Source organism: Cupriavidus yeoncheonensis (assembly GCF_905397275.1).
Taxonomy (GTDB): domain Bacteria; phylum Pseudomonadota; class Gammaproteobacteria; order Burkholderiales; family Burkholderiaceae; genus Cupriavidus; species Cupriavidus yeoncheonensis.
In genome coordinates this window covers 176,815-200,477 of record NZ_CAJPUY010000003.1, presented here as the reverse complement: position 1 = coordinate 200,477, position 23,663 = coordinate 176,815, and the positions used below count along the sequence as shown (strand labels likewise).

Sequence of the window (23,663 nt, the reverse complement as noted above, 5' to 3'; positions counted from 1 at the left end):
GCGGCTGCAGCGAACCCATTGCGTCCTGCCTTGAGCCGGCGCGAGAACTGTTCCGGATGTGGCCGGAGTCCGCAGCGGCGCGTGCCGGACAGTCTTGCCGGTCAGTCCTGCCGGCTGGCCAGGACGCAGGCCGCAAGGTCCCAAAGCGCGTAGCCGACGCTCTTGAACACCAGCGGGCTGCCGGCGCGCGCGCGGATAGCCTCGGCCTGCAGGATCGCGGTTTCGAACGGCTGCACCGTGGCCCAGTCGATACCGGCCTGCAGCAGGTCGCCGGCCTCGTCCTCGATGCCGAACAGCGTATCGGCCAGCAGCCGGCCGCTGGCCGAGGCCGCGTGGCACAGTGCCGGCGGCAGTTCGCACATATCGGGACGGAATGCGCCGACCGCGGCGATGAAATGGTCATCGCGCCACAAGCCGCTGTCGAGGTCCGGCAGCACCGGGCTGCGGCTCGATGTCACCGTCACCACCATCGACACGCGCGGCAGCACGGCAGCCACGTCATCGACCACCTCCACCACGACGCCGAGCGTGCCCGCGTGCGTGGCGAGCGCCTCGGCCTTGTCGCGCGTGCGCGAATGCAGCCAGGCGCGGCGCACCGGCAGTCCGGCGATAAAGGCTTCCAGGTGCGTCTGCGCCTGCACGCCGGCGCCGATGATGAGCAGTTCGCCATCCGGTTGCGCGGCAAAGCGCTGCGCAGCCAGCAATGACACCGCAGCCGTGCGCCGGCCGGTAACCGTCGGACCGTCGAGCATGGCCACGCGCTCGCCGGTATGCGCATCGGCCACCACCACTTCGCCAAGGATGTTCGGCAGCCCGCGCCGCGGATTGTCCGGATGCACGGTGATGTTCTTGGTCATCACCAGCCGCCGGTTGCGCGCGGGCATCACCAGCAGCGTGCCCGCTCCGTCCTGCGCATCGCCCACCGGCAGCGCGATGCGCGGCGGCGCCATGGCCGTGCCCTCGCGCAGCTCGGCCAGCATGTCGGCAATCGCCCCGGCTAGCTCGGGGTAAGGCAGGCGTGCCGCCGTGCTGGCGGCATCGAGGGGAATCAGGGACATGCAGCACTCCGGCGGGCACGGTTCAGGACCCGCCATTATGCGGCAGGCCCCGCGCCGCCATCAGCGTGCCAGCATCGACATCACATGCTCGGCATAGCGCGTACCCGACGCTGCGCCCGCAGGGAAAATCGCGTCGATTTCCGCGAGATCGCTGGCATCGAGCCGCACGTCCAGCGCGCCAAGGTTGTCGTCGAGATTGGCAACGCGGCGCGTACCGGGAATCGGCACCACCTGCGGGCCGCGCGCCAGCACCCAGGCGAGCGCCAGCTGCGCCGGCGTGCAGCCCCTGGCGGCCGCCAGCGCCCGCACCTTGTCGACGAGCGCAAGATTGCGCGCGAAGTTCTCGCCCATGAAGCGCGGATTGGTACGGCGGAAATCGTCCGCGTCGAAGTCCTCGGGGCTGCGGATCGCCCCCGTCAGGAAACCGCGCCCGAGCGGGCTGTACGGCACGAAGCCGATGCCCAGCCGTTCGCAGGTGGCAAGGATGCCGTCGGTCTCGACGTCACGCGTCCACAGCGAATACTCGCTCTGCAACGCCGTGACCGGATGCACCTGGTGCGCCCGTTCGAGGGTCTGCGCACCGGCCTCGGACAGGCCGATCCAGCGCACCTTGCCGGCCTTCACAAGATCGCCCATCGCTCCCACGGTTTCCTCGATGGGCACCTGCGGGTCGATGCGGTGCTGGTAGTACAGGTCGATATGGTCGACGCCGAGCCGCTTCAGGCTCGCCTCGCAGCTTGCACGCACGTATTCCGGCCGGCCGTTGACGCCGCGCGCCGCCGGCTGCGACAGGTCGCGCACGATGCCGAACTTGGTCGCCAGCACGACCTGGTCGCGCCGCCCGGCAATGGCGCGGCCCACCAGTGCTTCATTGGTATGCGGGCCGTAGATATCGGCGGTGTCGAGCAGCGTGATGCCGTGGTCGAGCGCATGGTGGATGGTGCGGATCGACTCGGCATCGTCATGCGCGCCGTAGAAATCGCTCATGCCCATGCAGCCGAGGCCGATGGCCGAGACCCTGGGGCCGTGATTGCCGAGTTGGCGTGCGGGAATCGAGGTGGCTTTTCCGTTCATGCTGGCTCCTGTGTAGTGGCATCGCCCGCGGCGACGAACGCAGGCAAGTATGGCCAGTCGACGGCCCCGGAACCAGCGTGCTACGCTGCATGCATCATGAAGCCTGACTTCACAATCGATGCCGATTCCCTGCCCACGCTCGCAGCGTTCGTGCGCGTGGCGCGCCTGGGCAGCTTCACGGCCGCAGCGCAGGCGCTGGCCGTGAGCCCCTCGGCCGTCTCGCAGACCGTGCGTCATCTGGAAAGCCGCCTCGGCGTGCGGCTGTTGCAGCGAACCACGCGCCGGGTCGGGCTGACCGAGGCCGGCGCGGCGCTGCTGGCGCGCGTGGAGCCGGCGCTGGCCGAGATCGGCGCTGCCACGGACGACGTGCGCGCAAGGCGCGACATGCCGGCCGGCACGCTGCGGCTGACCTCCTCGGTGACCGCTGCGGCCATCGCGCTGCGGCCGGTGCTGACGGACTTTATGCGCGCCTATCCGGCCATCTGCGTGGACCTCGTGACCGACGACCGCCTGGTCGACCTCATCGCCGAGGGCTTCGATGCCGGCCTGCGCCTCGGCGAGGCGCTGCAGCAGGACATGGTGGCCATTCCGGTGACGGGCCCGATGCGCTTCGTGGTGGCCGCATCGCCCGAGTACCTGGCACGCCATGGCGCGCCGCAATCGCCGCGCGACCTGCACGCGCATGCCTGCCTCCAATACCGCTTCGGCGCGACGGGCCAGGTCTACCGCTGGGAATTCTTCGAACGCCCGCAGGGCGGCCGCGTCATCACGGTCGAGACACGCCCCGCGATGATCGCCAACGACAAAGCGATGCTGCACCAGGCGGCGCTCGCGGGGCTCGGACTGGTCTACGAATTTCCGTCGCACATCTCGGCGGCGCTCGCCTCGGGCGAACTGGTCACGGTCCTCGACGACTGGCAGCCGACCTTCGACGGCTTCTACCTGTACTACCCGGGCCGCCTGCTGATGCCACCCAAGCTGCGTGTTTTCGTCGATTTCCTGAAGGCGCGCGGACCCGCTTCAGCGCCGCGCTGACTCACGCGCCTTTTCCGTCTTGCCCGGCGTCACGACGGCGCCGCGCACCTCGATGCCGATGCGGTGCACCACCTTGCCTGCTGCGTCCAGCAGCTCCACCTGATGGCGGCCCGGCCATGGCAGCCAGGCCACTTCGCCACCGCGCCCGAGCGGCTTGCCGTCCATGCGCCAGCTCACCATGCGCGCGGTCTGTCCGGACACGCCTTCGGCGTGGAACCACACGCGCTGCGCTGACGGCGGCATGTCGGGATCGAGCGCGAAAATGGTCCCGTCGGCCGGGTTTGCGATCGCCGGCACGCCAGACCGCGCGGACGATGTGCCGACACTGACGCGCGCGAGCGCCGTGCCGGCCAGGAACACTTCCTCGCGCGCGGGCTCAAGGTCATCGGAAAAGGTCAGGGCCACACGCTCCACCCCCGCCGGCGCGGCCGGGGCCACGCTCGGCTGCGAACGGTGCAGCGCCTCCATCAGGTCATGCCAGACCGGCGCCGCGCCCGATACGCCGGACACGTCGTGCATGCTGGCCCCGCTGGCATTGCCGACCCACACGCCCACGGTGTAGCGCTGCGACCAGCCGATGCACCAGTTATCGCGCATGTCCTTGCTGGTACCGGTCTTCACCGCCGTCCAGAAGCGCGTGGTCAGCGGGCTGTCGAGACCGAAGGTCCGTGCCCGCGCATGGCGGTCCGACAGGATGTCGCCGATCACATGGCTCGCCGCCGGCGACATCACCGCCGTCGGCGGCACCGATGCCATGCCGTCGCGCATGCGCACCGGGCCGTAGCGGCCGCCGTTGGCGAGGGCCCGATACGCATTGGTCAGCGCCAGCAGCGACACGTCCGCGCTGCCCAGCGCGAGGCTGTAGCCGTAGTAGTCCCCGGCCTCGGTCAAGGGCAGCCCCAGCGCCACCAGCCGCTTGTGGAAGCGGTGCGGGGTCACCATCACCAGCGTGCGCACGGCGGGCACGTTCAGCGACGCCGCCAGCGCGGCGCGCGTACTGACCCAGCCGGCATAGCGATGGTCGTAGTTCTGCGGCACGTACAGCCCGCCGCCGACGGGCAGGTTGACCGGGCGATCGTCGAGCAGCGAGGCAGCCGTCAGACGCCGCTCTTCCACGGCCTGCTCGTACAGGAATGGCTTCAGCGTCGAGCCGGCCTGGCGCAGCGCCTGCGCATGGTCCACCTGCGCCGCGCCGGACAGTTCGCCCGAAGAGCCCACATAGGCCAGCACGTCGCCGCTCGCGTTGTCGATCACCACCACCGCGCCGTCTTCCACGTGACGGCCGGCCAGTTCGCGCAGATGCCGCTGCAGGCTTGCCACGGCCACCCGCTGCAACCCGGCATCAAGCCTCGAGCGAAGATACGGCGGAACGGGTGCGTTCGGCCCCGCTTGCGCGCGCGCCTGGCTGACCAGCATCCGGCCCAGGTGCGGTGCCAGTGGTTGTGCCAGATGCCCCGGCAATGCCGATGCCGCCGTCCCGCGCTGCGCGACACTGCCCGTACGCAGCAGCGCCAGTTGCGCAAAGCCCTCGAGCCCCTCGCATTCGCGCGGCACGCGCATCTCCCGCAGGATCCCGCACGCGCGTCGCGCGACTTGCGCGGCCCTCGCATTGGGTGCGCGCACGAGCGCCACGGCGAGCGCCGATTCACGCGCATCCAGCCCTTCGGGGAACTTGCCGAACAACGCCTGCGACATCGCCGACAGGCCGACCAGTTCGCCGCGGAACGGCACCAGGTTCAGGTAGGCTTCGAGGATCTGGTCCTTGCCCCAGCTTCGCTCCAGCGACGCGGCGCCGGCGGCCTGCCCCAGCTTCTGCGTGACGCTGCGGCCCTCCCCCGCGCTGGCCGGCTTGCGCAGGTCTTCATCGAGCAGCCCGGCGAGCTGCATGGTCAACGTGGAAGCGCCGCGCGTGCGCGTGTTCCAGAGATTGGCCCAGGCCGCCGCGGCCACACCTTGCCAGTCGACGCCGCTGTGCGCGTAGAAGCGCTTGTCCTCCGACAGCACGATGGCGGTACGCAGCGCCGGCGAGGTTTCCGCGAGCGTGACCCAATCGCCGCGGCGGACGCGGAAATCGTCGCGCACGCGCGCAACGGTTTCGCCGTTGCGATCGGTGATGACAACGTCGGTGCTGCGCCAGTCGGCGCGGACCTGCGTGAAGGAAGGCAAGGCGTGGGCAGGCAGCGCCATCGACGAAAGCGTCACCGCGACCATGCAGAGGGATGACACCGCCAGCCGCTTCATACCTCACGCTCTCCGCGATTCCCCACGATGCCCGCGACGATCAGCACCTGCGCGGCCGCGTACGTCCACCAGATGCCAAGCTGGAAGCTGTCGAACGGCACCAGGAAGCGCGCAATGCCGATCATCATGTCCGACGCCGCAAAGCACAACGCGCCCAGCGCGGTAAACGGCGTCGGCAGCTTCGCCACCAGCGCGGCGCATACCATCGCCGCCAGCACCACGACGTACACCGTGACCGCTCCCGCCAGCGTGCCCAGGTTGGGCCAGAAGCGGCCCAGCATCGTGCCGGCCACCCCGATCATCGCGCCGCACGCGACCAGCCGGTGCGCGCGCCAGTCACCCGCGAGCGGCACCAGTACCCGCAGATAGGCGAGGTGTGCCAGCAGGAAGGCGCCGAGCCCGCCCATGAACGAGATGCTCAGCGCCGGCACCGCGAGCAGGAAATCCCCGATCGCGGAGCACACCAGCGCAGTCACCAGCCAGCGCCGCTCCGTCAGCGGGCGATGGAACCACGCAGCGCGCGCCAGCATCAGCGCCATCGCGATCTTCCACGCGGGCTGCAGCGCGATCTGGCCGGTCAGCGGTGCGCCGTCCGGCAATTCCATCGCTACCTGCACCAGCAGCGCACCATAGACCACGCCCGCCAACGTGCCGGCCAGCCACCACTCGCGCACGCGCGCCGGCATCATGAGGGCCAGCCAGCTCATGGGCGGGCTCCGACGGTCAGGCGCGCATTCGGCGCGGCGCCGAACACGTCCGGCGCATACATGGCTTCGACGCGCGTCGGCGGCAGCGCGAAATCGCCGGCATTGTTCAGGCGTACCGTGTACTCGACCGAGATGCTGCCCTTGGGCAGGTATTCGTAGTACTCGCGGTAGGCCTGCGGCGTGCGTTCGGTGTAGGCAGCCCAGGCCATGCCCTTGCGCCGCTCGCCGCGTGTGGCGATTGCCGAATCGCGCCCCAGCCCGCTGCCGAGAATGGTCGCGCCGGCCGGGACCGGATCGCTGACCACCACCCACGTCATGTCGGCCTGTGCGTCGATCTCGAGCTTCACGCGATATGTATCGCCGCGCGACCACTTGCCCGTCACCGCCTGCTCCACCGGCGTCACCGTGCGGCGCACGCGATAGCCGGCGGCCAGCGGTCCCGACAGCGGCACCGCGGCCATGGCCCGCACCGTGGCCCACGGACGTCCGGCGCCGGCATGCTCGAGTTGCAGCGTGCCGCCGCCCTCACCCGCCGGCCACGGCAGGTCGACGCCACCCTGCGCCACGCCGTCGCGGCGTTGTGCGCGGCTCCAGTCGAAGCTGCGCGCGCCCTCCCCGCCACCGCTCACCGACAGGCGCGTGCTGCCCGCCACCGGCGTCTTCTCGAACGCCTGCGCAAAGCGCGCGATCGCGAGCATGCCCCACGCATTGGCGTTGGTCGTGCCCCACGCGCCACGCACCTGGCGTCCGATCAGCCCGGTGGCAAGCTGCGGCGCGTCGTCCTTCCAGCCCGGCAGTTCCGCGGCGAGCGCGAGCAGGCGCGCGGCGTTCACGTCGCCGCCGGCCATCAGCCACCACCAGTCGTCGCTGCGCTCGGTCGAAAACGCCAGCCGCGTGCCCTGCACCGTCAGGCGCGCGCGCAGCAGTTGCTGCGCTTCGGCCAGCCGCGCTTCGCGTTGCGGGATGTCCTGCATGCGCGACAGCAGCATGGTCCAGTCGATCAGCGCCGAGGTGGGCCATTGCGCCGGCAGGATCTGGATCGACCCGAGCATGCGCGCCTGCGCGTGGCCCGTGCGCGACAGCGCTTCAAGCGCGGCCAGCTTGCGGACTTCGAGATCCATCGTGGCTGCCGAAGGACTCCAGGCATCCGGACGGATGCGGCCTTCGACGAACGCCATCAGGCCGCGCTCCATCTGCGCGCGCATTTCGTCCGGCACGCGCAGCGTCAGGCCCGCTTTCGCGGCTTCGTCGCTGACCGACAGCAGGTAGGCGGTCAGGGCGACGCTGCCGCTCTGGCTGTCGCTGCGCAGCGGGAAGTACGAGGCCAGGCCATTGGCATCCAGGTACGACGGCAGCTGCTTCATCAGCGCTTCCCACGCCGTGCCGTCGGTGAGACCGATGGCCTTCGACGCGCGCTGCTCCAGGCAGCTGAACGGGTAGTTGAGGAACCACTCGCGCACGCCCGGCATGCCGCCTGCGAGCGACGACTGCAGGTTCACCTGCAGGCCGCCGCGCAGCTTGCCGGCCGGATCGGTGAGCGCACCCGGCGGCGCCTTGACGGGCACCGACAGGCCCGGCGTCAGTTGCGCCAGCGTGGCCTGCTGCGCCGTCACCGGTTCCGCCGGCACGATCTGCTGCGATAGCTTGATGCGGTCCGCCGCGCCGGCCGCACCCGCTGCGCCTTGCTCGGCGGCCTGCACTTCCCACTGGATCGTGCCGCTGCGCGAGTACGCGAGCAGCGCCGGCGCGGTGACATCCCAGCCGATCTCGCGTGCCTCGCCCGCCGGAATCTGCACGGTCTGCGCAGGCAGCGCGCTGGCATTGCCGACCAGCGTGGCGCTTGCGCTGGCCTGCACCGTCATGGCCCGCCCGGTCGTATTGCGCAGCGTGAACATGGCGCGGTAGCGGTCGTCCTCGCGCACCAGCAGCGGCAGGCCGGAAATCAGCTGCAGGTCCTGCGTGGCCGCGATGGTCGCGCTGCCGGTACCGAAGCGGCCCACGCCAAGGTCGGCAACGGCGACGATGCGGAAGCTGGTCAGCGAATCATTGAGCGGCACTTCCACCGTGGCCTTGCCCTCGGCATCCAGCTGCACGCGCGGGTTCCACAGCAGCAGCGTGTCGAACAGTTCGCGGGTCGGGCTCTTGCCGCCGCCACCGCCGGCCGGTACCGCCTTGCGCCCATAGTGGCGGCGCCCGATGATTTCCATCTGCGCGGTGGCGGTCTCCACGCCGTAGCTACGCCGCTGCAGCATGGCGTCGAGCAGGTCCCAGCTGTGGTTCGGCATCAGCTCCAGCAGCGCCTGGTCCACCGCGGCCAGCGCGATCTCGCCATTGGCCGCGGGCTTGCCGTCCGGCAGCTTCACCTGCAGCGCTACGCGCGCCTTGCCACGCACGGTATAGGAGGCCTTGTCCGGCGTTACGGTGACGTCGAGCCGGTGCGCCTCGTTGCCGACGCGGATCTCCGCCAGGCCAAGACGGAAGGCCGGCCTGGAAAGGTCCACCAACGCCGTCGGCGCCGCGTATTCCTTGCCCTCGCTGCGGAACGCCCGCCACCATTCGCCCGGCTGGCGCCAGCCCCATGTGAAGAACGAATACCAGGGCACTTCATGCAGGCGTCCGCGGATCGTCATCACCGACACGTAGACGTTGGGGCCCCACTCGGGCTTGACCTTCACGCGTACGGTGGGATCGCTGCCATGGAGTTCGACCACCTGCGTCTCGAGCACGCCTTCGCGCTCCACCGCCACCAGCGCCGTAGCCTGGCGGAATGGCATGCGCACCTGGAACACGGCAGTCTCGCCGGGCGCATATTGCTTCTTCTCGGGGAGCACGTCGATGCGGTCATGGTTCTCGCCGCCGAACCACAGCTCGCCCTGGCGCGTGACCCAAACCGTCGATGCCGCCTGCGCGCTGCGGCCGTCCTTGTCGCGTGCAATCGCCACCAGTTCCACCTGGCCCGCCTGGTCCAGCGTGACATCGCAGCGCGCGCGGCCCTGCGCGTCGGTACGCGTTTCGCATACCGTGCCCAGGTCACGGCCCTGACTGCGGTTGTCATAGCGGTAGAAGCCGCCCACCACGCGCTTGCGCGTGGACGTGGTGATGCGTGCGCGCGCGTTGAACTTCACCGGCGCATCGGCCACCGGCCTGCCCTGCGTGTCGAGCACCAGGCCGTGCACGGCCAGCTTCTGCTTCACCGAGACCCAGCCATCGGTGCGGATGCCCGCCACCACCGCAGCAGGCCATACCGGCACGGTCTGGCGCAGCGTCTGGACCTCCCCGTTCGGGTCGGCAAAGCCGGCTTCGAGCACAAGGTCGCGCGGCGCATCGATTTTCGGCATCTTGCGCAGCGTGACAGCGCCGTTGCCGTTCTTGTCGAGCGTCAGCGGCAGCTTGTCGGCGACCAGCTTCTGGCCGCCGTCGCGGGCCTGGCCCTCGTCGACCTGCTCCATCTCCTCCTCGCCGGAAGTGTTCTCGCGCGTGGCGCGCGGCGGCGTGAACGAGTACTCGTCGTAGCCGGGGAAGCTGACCCATTTGTCGCGCAGCAGCGCCGACACGCGCACCGGCAGGCCGATGGCGGCGCCCCCGGATACGTAATGCACTTCGACCCCGACCGGCACTTCGGCCGGCGCCACCACGGCGCCACCCTTGCCCCCTTGCCCGCCCGTGACCTGCAGCGTGCCCGCCAGCACCGGCAGCCGGAACGCTTCCACGCGGAAGCTGCCACTGGCATACGCGCGCGCGTTGTTGTCGTCGACGTCATCGCCGCGGCTGGCTTCGGCCTGCAGCTCGACGTTGTAGACCCCGAGCTTGGCCGCGGGCGGCACCTGGAAGCTGCTTTCCGCGCTGCGCCCGCCGGTGGCGGTATTACGCCACTGCAGCGGCAGCTCGTAGGTCTGGCCGCTGCCTTCATGGCGGATCACCACCGTCTGTGGCAGCTTGCGGCTCGCGGGCGGCAAGGCAAAGCCCTGCGCAGTCTCGGCGCGGATGAAATGCTTCATCGACACGGTTTCGCCGGCGCGCAGCAGCGTGCGGTCGAACACGGTATGCGCACGCACGGTCTGCACGGCGCTCGCATCGGTCGGCACGTTGAAGCGCCAGGTCTCGATGCCGCGGTTCCAGTCGGACATCACGAAGCCCATGTCGGCCTTGCCGCGCGCCTCCGGATGCGTGGCCGCAATGCGTGCGGAGACGAAATAGCCCGACAGGCCATTGCCGTCGCAGCTGCGGCCGCGCACATCGTCGAGCTTCGCGAAGCGCGCGATGCCGCTGGCATCGGTATGGCCTTCGCCAAGCAACCTGCCGGAGCAGTCACGCACGGCAACGGCGGCGTCGCGCACGGGCTTGCCGTCATCGAGTGCCGTGACCCACGCCAGACCGCTCATCGAGCCGTCGCCCTCGCCGCGCGCCAGCTTGAAATGCACGCCGAGGTTGGTGACCAGCGCCGCCGTACGCACATACATGGGCGCACGCTTGCCCAGCAACGCTTCACCAAGCATCGGCGAGGCGATCTCGACCACATGGAAGCCAGGCTCCGCCAGCGGAATGCCGACCACCTCGAACGGCCGCGGCGCATCCCCCGAAGGCCTGGGCACCGAGAGCTTCTGCACGCCCGCCGCACGTTCCAGCAGCGACACCGAGCGCGATTCGATCGACGGGGCATTGCGCGGATTGTTCACGCCGTAGGGCGAACGTCCCGCCAGCACCGCGTCGAGTTCCGCGCGCGTCCAGCTGGTCTCGTGCATGCGGCGCACCAGCCCAAGCCAGCGCAGCACGGCGCCATCGTCATCGACCTTGAGCTTCATCACCGTGCCCGCCTGCGCCTGCACGCCGCGCACCTGCAGGTCGGCTTCCACGTTGCGCAGCGTCACGGGCAACAGCGGCGGATAGTCGGCCGGGGCCTTGCCCTTGGGCAATTCGCCGAAGCGTTCCACCACACCGAACGGCGCCGCTGCGAACTTGGCCAGCGGCGGCATGGCCGCGGTCGACACCTTGAGCGGGAACAGGTCGGCGTTGGACAGCGTGCGGCCGCTGTCATCCTTCAGGTCGCGCGGAACCTCGATCGTGAACTCGGCCTTCTCCGGGAACGGCGCGGCGAAGGTGAGCGACGTCACGCCCGCATCGGGCGCGAGATCGGCATCGAATTGCGGCGCGCGCGGGCCTGACGGCGTCTTGAGCATCACGTGCTCGGCCAGCTTGCGCGCGATCGGCGCGGAGAACGAGACCGTCATCGGCCGCAGCGGCGTGCACGGCGACTGCGCGTGTTCGCGCTCGCAACTGAAGCTCGCGGTGAACGGCTCGCGCACGGCGTAATCGAAGCGGCGCTCGTCGCGCGTGGCGATGCCCGACGGCGTCGCAATGCCGGCGCCGAGCACGAGCTGCATGCGTGCGCCGGCCGGCAGCCGCTGCTGGCAGGCCAGCAGGTGGATCGCGTCGGGCGTGTCCCTGGCAAGGCGCTTCCAGTAGATGGCGTCGAGCACGGCGTCGCGTTCCTTGCCGCTCAGCAGGCGCACGGGAATGCGTTCGCCCAGGCCTTCCGCCTGGCACCACGCGTGATCGCGCACCGAGGCCGCGGTGGCGGCGCCATTGAAGCGCAGCGCGAAGACCTGGTCTTCCTCGATCTCACCGCCCGACGGGCGGCTGGACACCACGGTGGGGCCGCCGGTCTCGAACCGGTACTCGGCCTTGCCCGCGTAGGGCTTGCCCGCCACGCTGCGCAGGCCGGCGGACATCCGCACGGAACACTGCACGCCCGGCGGCAGGTCGCGCTCGAAGTCGAACACCCAGTTGCTGGCATCGACCCAGCGCCCCTGCCCCGCCGTGGCGGCGCCGGTACAGGAGAGGGCCGCCGGGGCGGCCGCCTTGACGTCGCCCATCGGCACCATGGCTTCGTCGAAGCGGATCGCCACCTGGCGCACCTGCGGAACCGTTCCCTCCGGCGAGAAGCGCGTGACCTGCGCCGCGAACGCCGCCGACACCGACAGCCATGCCAGCACGCCGGCCATCGCAACGCGGCTTGCCGACGCGCGCCTGCCAGGTTCCCCTCGGGCAACGATTCCCATCATCCTGCGATCTCCCGTCAAAGCACCCGGCGAGGGTGACATGTGACGTTTGGGAGTGCAAGGCCGGCACGCAAACCTGCAACGCGGCCGACAAATATTTCAGCGCAGGTGCGACAGCGGCAAGGCGCCCTCGCACTTGAGCGCAGTCAGGACAATATTGGAACGCACGCTTTCCACGCCGGGCACCCGCATCAGCCGCTTCATCGTGAAATCGGCCAGTGTGGGCAGGTCGGGCACCACCACGCGGATCAGGTAGTCGGCCTCGCCTGCGACGGAATAACACTCCTGCACTTCCTCGAGCAGCAGGATTTCCTCGCTGAAGCGCTCGATGATGGTGTCGCCGTGGTGCGCCAGCTTGACGCTGATGAAGACCTGCACGCCCAGCCCCAGCGCCTGGGTCGACAGGCTCACGCGATAGCCCGTGATGACGCCGTCGGCTTCCAGCCGCGCCAGCCGACGGCCGACCTGGCTCGGCGACAGGTGCACCCGCTCGGCAAGCTGCTGGTGGGTGGAGCGCCCGTCGGCCTGCAGGGCCGCAATCAGCGCCAGGTCGAACTGGTCAAGTGACACCATACGTATTTCCCGCATTGATTACCTATATGGCGCGAATTATACGCACCAAGTCTGTCGCAAAGGCTAATTTTGCGGCCAGATTGCAGCACTGCACGCCTAAACTACGCAGATAAACCGCATCACAGCGCACCGCGCCAAACCAGGAGACAAATCCGATGTCCGCTATCGCCAGCGCCCCGGCCCAGGAGGCTTCCGGCCAGTTTGACGGCGCCTTCCAGGGCACCATGACCGACAAGCTCAGGGAGCAGTTCGACGCCGGCCTGCTGTCCGGCCAGGAACTGCGCCCGGACTTCACCATCGCGCAACCGGTGCACCGCTACACCAGCACCGACCATGCCATCTGGCGCAAGCTCTATGAGCGCCAGGCGTCGATGCTGCGCGGTCGTGTCAGCAACGAATTCCTGCAAGGCCTGGCCACGCTGGGCATGGAGAAGGACCGCGTGCCCGAGTTCGACCAGCTCAACGAGACGCTGATGCGCGCCACGGGCTGGCAGGTGGTCGCCGTGCCGGGCCTGGTGCCGGACGAGGTGTTCTTCGATCACCTGGCCAACCGCCGCTTCCCGGCCAGCTGGTGGATGCGCAAGCCCGAGCAGCTCGACTACCTGCAGGAGCCGGACTGCTTCCACGACGTGTTCGGCCATGTGCCGCTGCTGATCAACCCGGTGTTCGCCGACTACATGGAGGCCTACGGCAAGGGCGGCCTCAAGGCGGCGGGCCTGGGCGCGCTGGACATGCTGGCGCGGCTGTACTGGTACACGGTGGAATTCGGCCTGATCCGCACGCCCGAAGGCCTGCGCATCTATGGCGCCGGCATCCTGTCCAGCCAGGGCGAGTCGATCTACAGCCTCGATTCGGCCAGCCCCAACCGCATCGGCTTTGACGTGCGCCGCATCATGCGCACGCGCTACCGCATCGACACGTTCCAGAAGACCTACTTCGTGATCGACAACTTCGAGCAGCTGTTCGACGCGACCCGGCCGGACTTTGCGCCGCTGTACCAGGAACTGCGCGACCTGCCGACGCTGGGCGCCGGCGACGTGGCCGAAGGCGACCAGGTGCTCAACGTGGGCACCCGCGAAGGCTGGGGCGACAGCGACGATATCTGACGGCAGGCGGCTGACCGCACGGTTTTCCGCTTTGTGAAACAATGCCGGCAAGCCTGCCAGGGCGGGCCGGTTTTTTTCTTTCTCCTGATCGAGCCCATCATGACACCCCTTTCGCCCCAGGCGCGCGCCACCCTGCTCGCCGAACTGCCCGGCTGGATCGACGTCGACAACCGCGACGCCATCCAGAAGCGCTTCACCTTCCCCGATTTCAACGCCGCGTTCGCGTTCATGACGCGCGTCGCCATCCAGGCGGAAAAGGCCGACCACCATCCCGAGTGGTTCAACGTCTACAACCGCGTGGACATCACCCTGTCCACGCACGACGCCAACGGCCTGACCCAGCGCGACATCGACCTGGCCCAGTTCATCGAGCGCGCCGCCGCTTCGCTGCAGGTGGCCTGAGGCGCGCACGCGCGCCCGGGCGCTGGTGCTGAAGGCAAACCGAAAGGAAGACAAGGGCCGCGGCCTGTACAATCTGCGGATCGCGGTTTTCGCGTGTGCCCCACGCCGCGCCTGCCGCTTCCTGTCTTCCTTCCCGGCTGATCCAGCCATGCCCGACGTCCTGCCCGAACTGCCGCCATGCGTATCCTGCTGATCGAAGACGACCGCCAGATCGCCAGCGGCGTCGAAGCCGGCCTGACACGCGCCGGCCACCAGGTGCGCGTGGTCCATGACGGCGTCTACGCCACCGAACACCTGCTGCGCGAGCAGCACGACCTGGTCATCCTCGACCTGGGCCTGCCCGGTATCGACGGCATGACGCTGCTGGCGCGCTACCGCGCCCGCAACCGCACCACGCCCGTCATCATCCTGACCGCGCGCGACGAGCTCGAAGACAAGCTCTCCGGCCTGAACGCCGGCGCCGACGACTATCTTGTCAAACCGTTTGCCCTGCCCGAGCTGGAAGCGCGCGTGCGCGTGTTGCTGCGCCGCAGCCAGCATGGCGAAGCCGTGCCCGACCGCGACGTGCGCCTGGGTCGCCTGCGCCTGTCCGGCAACGACCGCCGCATGTTCATCGACGGGAAGCCGCTGGAACTGTCGCCGCGCGAGTTCGCCGTGCTGGAACTGCTCTTGCAGCGCCAGGGCCGCGTGGTCAGCAAGGCCCAGTTGCAGGACCACCTGGCTACCTTCGCGCACCCGGCCGGCGAAGGCGGCGATACCGTCGGCGATACCGCCATCGAGGTCTATGTGCACCGCGTGCGCAAGAAGCTCGAGGAAAGCGACGTCGAGATCATGACGGTGCGCGGCTTCGGTTACCTGCTGCAGGTCCGCGCCGGCCAATGAACGCGCGCCCGCGGCACTGGCCGGGACTGCGCCGGCCGGCTGACTGAAGCGCCCGCGCCCCCCGCCCCATGTGGCCGCGATCCCGCACCTCCCGTTCCGCTGCCGAACCCGGCACCCCGTCGCCGCAGCCACGCGCCCGGCGCGGCATGGCCCAGGCGCCACGCCTGGCGGTCAACGCCAGCCTGCGCGTACACCTGCTGCGCGCGCTGGCCACGCCGCTGTTCGCGCTGGTGCTGGTGAGCGGCTCGCTCTCCTACTGGCTCGCCGCGCACTACACCACACAGGTATTCGACCGCGCACTGTATGGCGTGGCGAACAGCATTGCGCAGCAGATCCGCATTGCCGGGCCGCGGCTGGAGCAGGACATCCCGATGATTGCGCAGACGCTGGTCGAGGCCGAAGGCACCGACCGCATCTACTGGCGCATCCATGGCCCCGACGGCCTGGTCGGCGGCATGGACACCTGGCTCGGCTACGGCACCGGCCAGACCACTCTGCATGACGCACGCCTGTTCTATGCCTGGTTCAGCGGCCGCCAGGTCCGCGCGGTGCGGCTGCCGATCATGCTGCCGAGCCCCGCTACCGACGAACTCGGTACCAGCGAGGACGGCAAGGCGACGCGCGGCCCCATCGTGGTGGAAGTGGCGGAGTTGCTGGATCGCCGCGAAACGGCGGCCAACGAGATCCTGCTGTCGGTATCGGTGCCGCTGATCCTGCTGCTGCTCGTGGGCAGCCTGATCCTCTCGCACGTGCTCAAGGAAGAGCTGGTGCCGCTGCAGATCCTGACCGACAAGCTGAACCGCCAGACCGCGCGCTCGCTGGCTGCGCTCGACGAAACCCAGGTGCCGGCCGAAGTGGCGCCGCTGATCCGCGGCCTGAATGCGCTGCTGTCGCGCCTGCGTGACGCGCTGGACGCCCAGCGCAAGTTCATTGCCGATGCCGCGCACCAGCTGCGCACGCCGCTGACAGCCGTGAAGCTGCACGCCGACCGCGCCATGGAGGCCGATTCGCTCGAAGTGGCCCGCCACGCGCTGCGCGAGCTGCAGACCGCCGCCGACCGCGCGGTACGCCTGTCCAACCAGTTGCTGTCGCTGGCTCGCGCCGAGCCCGGGCTGTCGCTGGAGCGGCTGGGTCCGGTGGAGTATTTCGACCTGGCTGCGCTGGCCTTCGAGACCGGCGCGGAATGGGTACCGCAGGCGCTGGCGCGCCGCCTCGACCTGGGCTTCGAGGTCCTGCCCGGCCCGACCTTTACCGGCGGCTCGCCGGCCATGGTGCGCGGTAACCGGCTGCTGATGCGCGAAGCGCTGTCCAACCTGATCGACAACGCCGTGAAGTACGTGCCCCCGGGCGGGCGCATCACGGTACGCGCGGGCGGCGAGGCGCTCGGCCACCGCGGCATGGCGGTGGTGATGGTGGAAGACAATGGCCCCGGCATCGCCCCGCAACGGCGCGAAGAGGTCTTCAAGCGCTTCTTCCGTGGCGACCGCCAGGGCGACCAGGCTCCCGCCGGCCAGACCGCTGGCGCCGGGCTGGGGCTCGCGATCGTGCACGAAATCATCGGCCTGCACCACGGCACCATCCGCATCGAGGACGTACCGGCCGGGGACGCAGCCACGGCCGCAGAGCCGGCCACGGGCAGCGAACGGCGCCCGACCATGCGTTTCGTGATCCGGATCCCGTGCGAGGCTGGCGGCCGGGCCGCCTGACGCAGCGGGCTCAGTCCCCGGACGGGGATTGAGCGGGGCTTACTTGCTGCCCGACTTCCTGTCCTTGGGCGCGAGCATGGTGCCGCGGCACTCCGGACTGCCGCAGCGGCACTCGAATTCCTTCTTCAGCTTCTTGGTATAGCGGGCTTCAATCACCAGCCCGTAATCATAGAAAAGCTCTTCGCCAGCCGCGATATCACGCAGCGCGTGGATAAACACCTTGCCCTTCTTCTCGCGTGCCTCGCAGTTCGGGGCGCAGGCATGGTTGATCCAGCGCGCGCGGTTGCCGCCGAACTTGGCGTCGATCACGCTGCCGTCGTCCAGGCTGAAATAGAACGTGTGGTTGGGATCGTTCGGATCATGCGGGTGGCGTTCCAGGGCCTTCTTCCAGGAAATGTGCTCGCCCTTGTACTCGATCACCCGCTCGCCCTCGGCGATCGGTGCGATCGCGTAGACGCCCTTGCCGTGCACGCCCGACTGGCGCACCTCGATGCGGTCGCTCGCTGATTTGCCCGCCTTGCTTTCCTTGCCGCTGTCCTTGCGCTTTGCCTTGTCAGCCATTTGCCTTTCCGTGCTGGTCGCTTTCCGTTGCATTGCAGGCGCCGTTCGCGCCGACGCGATCGGGATGATACCGGGGCGCCCAGGGACCGTATACGCAAGCGTCACGTATACGTCGGGCCCTGCCCGAAAGCGGATCGTTTGCCCGGCCAAAGCCGTATACGCAATCGCCGGAAATGTGGATAAGCCGCCCGTTTCTGTGGATAAGAAGCCGGATTGCATGTGGGCTGCCTGGGGCTGGCATGGGGACGCCACAGGAACAAGTTTGGCCATCGGCCGGGACTCGCTCGACGGACCCGGGAGTCATCCACGCCCGCCAACACTGCGTCCCTGTAGTTCTCGTTTACGTAAACCTTTGATCTGGCTGACGTTTACCGGCTTATCCACAGAAATGACCGCCGTTTACCTACTACCACTATTTGTATACATGAAAGAAAAGATGTAAACCCAGTGGCCCGCCCCTCGCCGAGCCCGAAAACGTGGGATGGGGTCGAGGACGTAAACTTGGCGTGGCAAGCGAAGCGCATATACGCGCTGCCGGCACAGTGGAGCTGCCCATTTCATGCGCGTGCATCTCGTCACGGCGTATACGCGGGCCGACGTTTACGCCGCGCACGACCTCCCGGAGTCGACCAATCATTCGCCTGGCGAATGCCGCCAAGCGAGATGCCGAAAGGCCACCTCTCGACATGCAACATAGTGCATTCGGGGTGGCAAAGGCGGGATGGAAGCCCGCCGGGGTGACCCGCGATGCTGTCGCAGGCCCTGGAGAGGCCCCTGGAGGCCTTCAGAGCCCCCGAAGGGCACTCCTCCACCCCCGGGAGGTCGTAAGGCTGCTGAGGGGCGTATACGCGGGCAGGACGTGCCAGGCGCTCCGGAGGGACAAAGGCGGCGTAAACGCCGCACGCCGTGCATGCCTCAGGGCCATGAAGGTGACCGGCGGCCAGTGGAATCACGGCCCGAAGCGGCTTTCCGGATAGGTTCTCGTAACAATCTCATCCGGTGCGCCTTGTCCGGCACGGTATCATGTGGCCCGCGACGTCTTTGCCGGTCCGGTCCGCTATGGGCCGTCCGTGCCCTGACGTCTGTGTTTTTTCAACTCGATACGGAGTGAAGCATGACGAAAACCGAACTGATCGACGCTATCGCGTCCGGTGTGGACGGTCTGACCAAGGCAAAGGCCGAGCAGGCACTGAACGTGACCCTGTCGGCCATCATGGACGCCGTCGCCAAGGGCGATACGCTGAGCCTGGTCGGCTTTGGCACGTTCAGCAAGGGCGAGCGCGGCGAGCGCATGGCCCGTAACCCGCGCACCGGTGAAGAAATCAAGGTGGAAGCGGCCAAGACGGTGAAGTTCAAGGCTGGTCAGAAGTTCAAGGACGCCGTCAACCAGTAAGCCTGGAAAGCCTGGTGGGCCACTGCGCACCCCCGGCTTTGCATGACCCCGCCATGCCGCCACCGTGTCGCCCGAGGGCGCAGGTGCGCGCCGGGCGGGGAACGTTATCCACAGTACTCGCAGGATACTTCTGCAGAGTCCTGTGCACCCCGGCCCGGCCCGTCCCGCGGCTGGCCGGCCAGACCCGCGAACAGCCGTTCAGGCGCGGTTGACCAAGGCCGCAGCGTGTACGGCGCATCATTGGGGGCCATATGCTTCCCCGATCGGACCAGGTCAGATTTCCACAGCGTTATTCACAGCGCTTTCCACAGCTGATTCCACAGGTTTCTCCACAGGCCCGGGGTCTGGTCCTGTGCGCCGCCCTGTCCATGGCATTGCTCGCCGGCTGCAGCACGGTGAGCGAACCTGCGCGCCCGCAAGCGACACCCCTGCCCGACCTGGAGCGGCCCGTGACCTCGCCGGGCGCGACCACGCGCGAGCGCATCGTGGAGATCGCCACGCAGGAATGGCGGCGCTGGGGCTCGCAGACCGTGCGGCTGGGCCGCGACGACACGGCCTGCGTGACCTTCAGCCCGCTGCCCGCGCCCCAGCCGCTTGAGGCGCCGGCCGTCACGGATGCCGGCGTACCGGCCCAAGGCTCCGCCGACCAGGAGGCGGATGCCGACGGCACGGAGGCTGGCTGTATTTCGTTCCCGGACGGCACCGGCATGGAAGCCACGCCCCCGGGCTGCCGGATGGCGCAGCGCTACTGGGGCATCGTCGGCCAGGCGCCCGATTGCAGGCAGGTCACGCAGCCGTCCTGGGCCTGGTCGGCGGTGTTCATTTCCTGGGTCTTGCGCAAGGCGGGACTCGACCAGCGCCAGTTCCTGACTGGCCAGTCACATTCGATGTATGTGGTGGACGCGCGCGACGGGATCCTGCCCCGGCCCGCCTTCCACCTCGAACCCGTTCCTGCGCTGCCGCGGACCGGCGACATCATCTGCGCGCCGCGCGGCCGCGACAAATTCCTCGACGACATCGCCGAGATCGGCTTTGGCACGACCCCTATGCATTGCGACATCGTGGTCTCGGTGGATCCCGCCGCGCGGCTGGTGAAGGCCATCGGCGGCAACGTCCAGCAGTCCGTGTCGATGGAGGAGATCGAACTGGGCGACTCGGGCAGGCTCGATGGCGAGACCAACTCGCATATGCCCTGGCTGCTGATCATGCGGAATAATCTGCAGTAAATTATTCGCGCGACAAATCTGCGATCTGATTTTTATGATGCGTTGATTTGTGGCGTAGATAAATTCACGGAAACAGTTCGAGCTGCGTCGTATCGCGGTCGCTGGTGCCTACGCCGACCCCGAGCAGCCGGACTGGCAGGCCGCGCCGTGCGTGGCCTTCTGCCAGAAGGCGGGCGTAGGTATCGCGGTCCGGCGCATGGCCCCGGCATTCCACGGTGGTCTGGCGGAAGTCGGCGAAGCGCAGCTTGACGGTGAGCTTGTCGATGGTGTCGTGCGCCTGCGCCCGGGCAATGCGGGTTTCGAGCATGGCGATCAGTGGTTCCAGTTCCGCCAGGCAGGCCTGCAGATCCGGCAGGTCGTCGGCATACGTCTCCTCTACGCTGATCGACTTGCGTTCGCGCTCTGGCGATACCGTGCGGTGGTCGACGCCGCGGCACAGGTCATAAAGCCGCGCGCCGAAGCGTCCGAACTCGCGATGCAGCCGGTCCGCCGGCCAGTCCCGCAGATCGCCGCAGGTCTCGGCGCCCAGGCGCTTGAGCTTGGCCGCGGTGACAGTGCCCACGCCATGGATGCGTCCGACCGGCAGTGCGGCGACAAAGGCGTCTACTGCCGCCGGCCGCACCACGAAGAGCCCATCGGGCTTGTTCCAGTCACTCGCGATCTTGGCCACGAATTTGCTGGGCCCGACCCCCGCCGATACCGTGACGCCCACCTCCTCGCGCACGCGCCGCCGGATTTCCTCGGCGATGCGCGTGGCGCTGCCGCCGTGGTGCGGACACGCGCTGACATCGAGATAGGCCTCGTCCAGCGAAAGCGGTTCGACCAGGGCTGTGTACTCGCGGTAGATCGCGAAGATCCGGCGTGATACCTCGCGGTACTTGTCCATGGCCGGGCGCACGATCAGCAGGTCCGGACAGCGCCGCAATGCCTGCGCCGACGACATGGCCGAGCGCACGCCGAACGCGCGCGCCTCGTAGTTGCAGGTAGCGATCACGCCGCGCCGGTCAGCAGCACCGCCTACCGCCATGGGCCTTCCGCGCAGCGACGGGTCGTCGCGCATTTCGACCGACGCGTAGAAGCAGTCGCAGTCGCAATGGATGATCTTGCGCTGGACGGCCGGTTCGCTGGGCGGGGATGGCGTGACGGACATGCGGTAATGGGATGGTGTGATGCCACCATCCATCGATGCTATTTATGATTACCTTTGCTTTGACTTAAACCGTGATTAATCGCATCGATGAAATTGAACCGAAATCGTGCTGTCCGGCCTTCCATTTCATCCATATGACGAATGAACAATAGTCATTGATTTGCGGTTTCATCGTTCATATTCATGGATTCAGGCTTCTGCCGGGTACTGAACCACAGTCCTTCCGCCGCATACAAAGCCAGAGATACCCAGATCAGCGCATAACCGAGCTGCTTCTGCGGCGGAAACGGCTCATGCCATAGCCAGACGCCAAGCAGGAGTTGAAGCGTCGGGCCGGTGTACTGGAGCAAGCCCAGCAGGGACAAGGGGATACGGCGGGCCCCGGCGGCAAAAAACAGCAGCGGCACGGCGGTAATCGGGCCCGCCATCAGCAGCAGAAACTGCGTACCTGGTGCTGCGTGCCGGAAGCTGTCCTGGCCGGTGGCGAACAGATAGACCAGCGCCGCGGCGGCCAGCGGAAACAGCAGCAGTGTCTCGAGCGACAGCCCTTCCAGCGCCCCCAGGGCGCCCGTCTTGCGCAGCAGACCGTAGCCGCCGAAGGTCGCCGCCAGCGCCAGTGCAATCCACGGCAGCTGGCCTGCGGCCACCGTCAGCCAGGCCACGCCGCCCGCCGCCACCGCGATCGACAGCCACTGCCCCGGCCGCAGCCGCTCATGCAGGAACATCACGCCCAGCAGCACGCTGAACAGCGGGTTGATGAAATAGCCGAGGCTGGCATCGACCACGCGGTTGGCGGACACGGCCCAGATATAGAGGAACCAGTTGCCGCACAACAGCGCGGCGCTCGCGGCGAAGGAGAGGATCAGGCGCCGGTCCGTGGCCACCTTGCCAAGCCAGGTCCACTGGCGCCGGGCGGCCAGGATAACGGCCAGGAACACCAGCGACCATACCATCCGGTGCAGCAGGATTTCGGCCGGCGCGACACCGGGCAGCGATTTGATGTAGAGCGGTAGCAGCCCCCAGATGATGTAGGCCAGGAGTGCGTAAAGGATGCCGAGTTGCATGGGGATTTCCGATAGATGCTGCGCGCGATTCTACCGGCGGGGGTGTTTTGTTGCCGAAGCCGGGCTGCAGGCCCTGGCACTGCACTCGTGCAAAACAAAAAACCCCGTGCCCTCACGGGAACACGGGGTTTGCGTCGACGGGGGCCGGTCTGCCCCCGCGTGGCGGCGTTACAGCTTGTGTGCGTAGCTGAACTGCGCGAACGCCTGCTCGGCCACGTTGAACCAGGCGGCCTCGTTGTTGCGGAACACACGCCAGTCGTCGTAGATCTTCTTGAATGACGGGTTCTTGGCAGTTTCGTCGGCGTAGGCTTCCTGCGTGGCCTTGAAGCAGGCTTCCATGATTTCCTTGGAGAACGGGCGCAGCTTCACGCCGTTTTCCAGCAGGCGGGCCAGCGCCTGCGGGTTGACCGTGTCGTACTTGGCCATCATCGTGGTGTGGGCTTCGATGGTGGCGGTTTCCAGTGCGCGCTTGTACAGCGCCGGCAACTTCTCGAATTCGCTGGCCGAGGCATAGAACGACAGCTGCGCGCTGCCTTCCCACCAGCCCGGGTAGTAGTAGTACGGGGCCACCTTGTAGAAGCCGAGCTTCTCGTCATCGTACGGGCCCACCCACTCGGCCGCGTCGATGGTGCCCTTTTCCAGCGCGGGGTAGATGTCGCCGCCGGCGATCTGTTGCGGCACCACGCCCAGGCGCGACAGCACCACGCCGGCAAACCCGGCAATGCGGTACTTCAGGCCCTGCAGGTCGGCCACGGTCTTGATTTCCTTGCGGAACCAGCCGCCCATCTGCGCATTGGTGTTGCCGCCCAGGAAGTTGACGACGTTGTATTCCTTGAAGAACTCGCGCATCAGCTTCATGCCGTTGCCTTGCAGCATCCAGGCATTCTGCTGGCGCGCGGTCAGGCCGAACGGAACGGTGGTGTCAAAGCACAGCGTCGGGTTCTTGCCGAAGTAGTAGTAGCCGGCGGTATGGCCGAGCTGCACGGTGTTGTTCTGCACGGCGTCGAGCACCTGCAGGCCCGGCACAACTTCACCGGCCGCGAAGACCTTGATGTTGAACTTGCCCTCGGTCAGTTCCTTCACGCGGGCCGACAGCAGTTCGGCGGCGCCGAAGATGGTGTCCAGCGACTTGGGGAAGCTCGATGCAAGGCGCCATTCCACGGCAGGATTGCTGCCGACGACGGCCGGGGCGGCGGGGGTGCTTGCGGCCGGCGCTGCGGCCTTTTCATCCTTGCCGCATGCGGCAAGTGCCCCGGTTGCGGCCACGGCCGACGCTTTCAACAGGAAGGAACGACGCTGCATTAACTTCTCCTCTTATATAGATTTTGGTGCGGATGCGGGCCTGGGCGCCGATCGTGTCATCGCGCCTTGCGCCGGACCGTGACGCGCCCCTGGCCGGATTGGTGCCGCAGGCGCGACGCTGTGC

17 protein-coding genes are annotated in these 23,663 nt (G+C 68.1%); 7 read left to right on the top strand and 10 right to left on the bottom strand.

Going from position 1 to position 23,663, the window contains the following annotated elements:
• Nucleotides 1-101 precede the first annotated feature (101 nt).
• Both KHO22_RS05320 and KHO22_RS05315 read right to left on the bottom strand, forming a co-directional pair.
• Nucleotides 102-1,058 carry a delta(1)-pyrroline-2-carboxylate reductase family protein gene (locus KHO22_RS05320; RefSeq protein WP_211946060.1) on the bottom strand — a complete coding sequence of 319 codons (957 nt, stop codon included), beginning with the start codon at nucleotides 1,056-1,058 and terminating at the stop codon, nucleotides 102-104.
• A gap of 60 nt (nucleotides 1,059-1,118) precedes the next feature.
• Complete coding sequence (locus tag KHO22_RS05315; protein ID WP_211946059.1) at nucleotides 1,119-2,132, bottom strand: aldo/keto reductase; 1,014 nt, start codon at nucleotides 2,130-2,132, stop codon at nucleotides 1,119-1,121.
• Between the two features lie 96 nt (nucleotides 2,133-2,228).
• Between KHO22_RS05315 and KHO22_RS05310 the strand changes: the two genes are divergently transcribed.
• Nucleotides 2,229-3,167, top strand: coding sequence for a LysR family transcriptional regulator (locus tag KHO22_RS05310; RefSeq protein WP_211946058.1), 939 nt, complete (start codon nucleotides 2,229-2,231; stop codon nucleotides 3,165-3,167).
• On the opposite strand, the gene pbpC is transcribed toward KHO22_RS05310, so the two are convergent.
• From pbpC to KHO22_RS05290, 4 genes are all read right to left on the bottom strand, one after another.
• Nucleotides 3,153-5,378 carry a penicillin-binding protein 1C gene (gene pbpC, locus KHO22_RS05305; RefSeq protein ID WP_211946232.1) on the bottom strand — a complete coding sequence of 742 codons (2,226 nt, stop codon included), beginning with the start codon at nucleotides 5,376-5,378 and terminating at the stop codon, nucleotides 3,153-3,155. The two genes, KHO22_RS05310 and pbpC, sit on opposite strands and share 15 nt — an antisense overlap.
• A 26-nt stretch (nucleotides 5,379-5,404) precedes the next feature.
• Nucleotides 5,405-6,115 carry a lysoplasmalogenase gene (locus KHO22_RS05300; protein ID WP_211946057.1) on the bottom strand — a complete coding sequence of 237 codons (711 nt, stop codon included), beginning with the start codon at nucleotides 6,113-6,115 and terminating at the stop codon, nucleotides 5,405-5,407.
• Entirely contained in the window at nucleotides 6,112-12,177 is a 6,066-nt protein-coding gene (locus tag KHO22_RS05295) for an alpha-2-macroglobulin family protein (RefSeq protein ID WP_211946056.1), read from the bottom strand. Before KHO22_RS05295 ends, KHO22_RS05300 begins: the two co-directional genes overlap by 4 nt.
• A 96-nt stretch (nucleotides 12,178-12,273) precedes the next feature.
• On the bottom strand, nucleotides 12,274-12,747 hold the full coding sequence (locus tag KHO22_RS05290) for an Lrp/AsnC family transcriptional regulator (protein ID WP_211946055.1): 474 nt from the start codon (nucleotides 12,745-12,747) through the stop codon (nucleotides 12,274-12,276).
• Nucleotides 12,748-12,902: 155 nt separating this feature from the next.
• Here KHO22_RS05290 and phhA point away from each other — a divergent pair, with 155 nt between their 5' ends.
• The 4 genes from phhA to KHO22_RS05270 all read left to right on the top strand — a co-directional run bounded on the left by phhA (nucleotide 12,903) and on the right by KHO22_RS05270 (nucleotide 16,843).
• Nucleotides 12,903-13,853, top strand: a complete 951-nt coding sequence (gene phhA / locus KHO22_RS05285; protein ID WP_211946054.1) for a phenylalanine 4-monooxygenase — start codon at nucleotides 12,903-12,905, stop codon at nucleotides 13,851-13,853.
• A gap of 99 nt (nucleotides 13,854-13,952) precedes the next feature.
• On the top strand, nucleotides 13,953-14,255 hold the full coding sequence (locus tag KHO22_RS05280; RefSeq protein WP_211946053.1) for a 4a-hydroxytetrahydrobiopterin dehydratase: 303 nt from the start codon (nucleotides 13,953-13,955) through the stop codon (nucleotides 14,253-14,255).
• 177 nt (nucleotides 14,256-14,432) lie between these two features.
• The gene (locus KHO22_RS05275; RefSeq protein ID WP_211946052.1) at nucleotides 14,433-15,137 is read left to right on the top strand and encodes a response regulator transcription factor; all 705 of its coding nucleotides are present in this window, start codon (nucleotides 14,433-14,435) and stop codon (nucleotides 15,135-15,137) included.
• Nucleotides 15,138-15,205: 68 nt separating this feature from the next.
• On the top strand, nucleotides 15,206-16,843 hold the full coding sequence (locus KHO22_RS05270) for a sensor histidine kinase (protein WP_211946051.1): 1,638 nt from the start codon (nucleotides 15,206-15,208) through the stop codon (nucleotides 16,841-16,843).
• Nucleotides 16,844-16,882: 39 nt separating this feature from the next.
• Here KHO22_RS05270 and KHO22_RS05265 read toward each other — a convergent pair whose 3' ends face one another.
• The gene (locus tag KHO22_RS05265) at nucleotides 16,883-17,404 is read right to left on the bottom strand and encodes an SET domain-containing protein (RefSeq protein ID WP_211946050.1); all 522 of its coding nucleotides are present in this window, start codon (nucleotides 17,402-17,404) and stop codon (nucleotides 16,883-16,885) included.
• Nucleotides 17,405-18,518: 1,114 nt separating this feature from the next.
• On the opposite strand from KHO22_RS05265, the gene KHO22_RS05260 reads away from it, so the two are divergent.
• The gene (locus KHO22_RS05260) at nucleotides 18,519-18,797 is read left to right on the top strand and encodes an HU family DNA-binding protein (protein WP_211946049.1); all 279 of its coding nucleotides are present in this window, start codon (nucleotides 18,519-18,521) and stop codon (nucleotides 18,795-18,797) included.
• Between the two features lie 251 nt (nucleotides 18,798-19,048).
• Nucleotides 19,049-20,023, top strand: a complete 975-nt coding sequence (locus KHO22_RS05255; protein ID WP_211946048.1) for a DUF2272 domain-containing protein — start codon at nucleotides 19,049-19,051, stop codon at nucleotides 20,021-20,023.
• Nucleotides 20,024-20,087: 64 nt separating this feature from the next.
• On the opposite strand, the gene dinB is transcribed toward KHO22_RS05255, so the two are convergent.
• The 3 genes from dinB to KHO22_RS05240 all read right to left on the bottom strand — a co-directional run bounded on the left by dinB (nucleotide 20,088) and on the right by KHO22_RS05240 (nucleotide 23,539).
• Entirely contained in the window at nucleotides 20,088-21,173 is a 1,086-nt protein-coding gene (gene dinB / locus KHO22_RS05250) for a DNA polymerase IV (protein ID WP_211946047.1), read from the bottom strand.
• 152 nt (nucleotides 21,174-21,325) lie between these two features.
• Nucleotides 21,326-22,237 (bottom strand): EamA family transporter RarD, encoded by a 912-nt coding sequence (rarD, locus tag KHO22_RS05245; RefSeq protein WP_211946046.1) that lies wholly within the window; start codon nucleotides 22,235-22,237, stop codon nucleotides 21,326-21,328.
• A 168-nt stretch (nucleotides 22,238-22,405) separates the two neighbouring features.
• Nucleotides 22,406-23,539, bottom strand: a complete 1,134-nt coding sequence (locus KHO22_RS05240) for a TRAP transporter substrate-binding protein (protein WP_211946045.1) — start codon at nucleotides 23,537-23,539, stop codon at nucleotides 22,406-22,408.
• Between the last annotated feature and the right edge of the window lie 124 nt (nucleotides 23,540-23,663).

Coding starts and splice junctions, on each gene's coding strand:
- KHO22_RS05320 (WP_211946060.1), bottom strand. CDS start 1,058: ATGTCCCTGATTCCCCTCGATGCCGCCAGCACGGCGGCACGCCTGCCT.
- KHO22_RS05315 (WP_211946059.1), bottom strand. CDS start 2,132: ATGAACGGAAAAGCCACCTCGATTCCCGCACGCCAACTCGGCAATCAC.
- KHO22_RS05310 (WP_211946058.1), top strand. CDS start 2,229: ATGAAGCCTGACTTCACAATCGATGCCGATTCCCTGCCCACGCTCGCA.
- pbpC (WP_211946232.1), bottom strand. CDS start 5,378: ATGGTCGCGGTGACGCTTTCGTCGATGGCGCTGCCTGCCCACGCCTTG.
- KHO22_RS05300 (WP_211946057.1), bottom strand. CDS start 6,115: ATGAGCTGGCTGGCCCTCATGATGCCGGCGCGCGTGCGCGAGTGGTGG.
- KHO22_RS05295 (WP_211946056.1), bottom strand. CDS start 12,177: ATGATGGGAATCGTTGCCCGAGGGGAACCTGGCAGGCGCGCGTCGGCA.
- KHO22_RS05290 (WP_211946055.1), bottom strand. CDS start 12,747: ATGGTGTCACTTGACCAGTTCGACCTGGCGCTGATTGCGGCCCTGCAG.
- phhA (WP_211946054.1), top strand. CDS start 12,903: ATGTCCGCTATCGCCAGCGCCCCGGCCCAGGAGGCTTCCGGCCAGTTT.
- KHO22_RS05280 (WP_211946053.1), top strand. CDS start 13,953: ATGACACCCCTTTCGCCCCAGGCGCGCGCCACCCTGCTCGCCGAACTG.
- KHO22_RS05275 (WP_211946052.1), top strand. CDS start 14,433: ATGCGTATCCTGCTGATCGAAGACGACCGCCAGATCGCCAGCGGCGTC.
- KHO22_RS05270 (WP_211946051.1), top strand. CDS start 15,206: ATGTGGCCGCGATCCCGCACCTCCCGTTCCGCTGCCGAACCCGGCACC.
- KHO22_RS05265 (WP_211946050.1), bottom strand. CDS start 17,404: ATGGCTGACAAGGCAAAGCGCAAGGACAGCGGCAAGGAAAGCAAGGCG.
- KHO22_RS05260 (WP_211946049.1), top strand. CDS start 18,519: ATGACGAAAACCGAACTGATCGACGCTATCGCGTCCGGTGTGGACGGT.
- KHO22_RS05255 (WP_211946048.1), top strand. CDS start 19,049: ATGCTTCCCCGATCGGACCAGGTCAGATTTCCACAGCGTTATTCACAG.
- dinB (WP_211946047.1), bottom strand. CDS start 21,173: ATGTCCGTCACGCCATCCCCGCCCAGCGAACCGGCCGTCCAGCGCAAG.
- rarD (WP_211946046.1), bottom strand. CDS start 22,237: ATGCAACTCGGCATCCTTTACGCACTCCTGGCCTACATCATCTGGGGG.
- KHO22_RS05240 (WP_211946045.1), bottom strand. CDS start 23,539: ATGCAGCGTCGTTCCTTCCTGTTGAAAGCGTCGGCCGTGGCCGCAACC.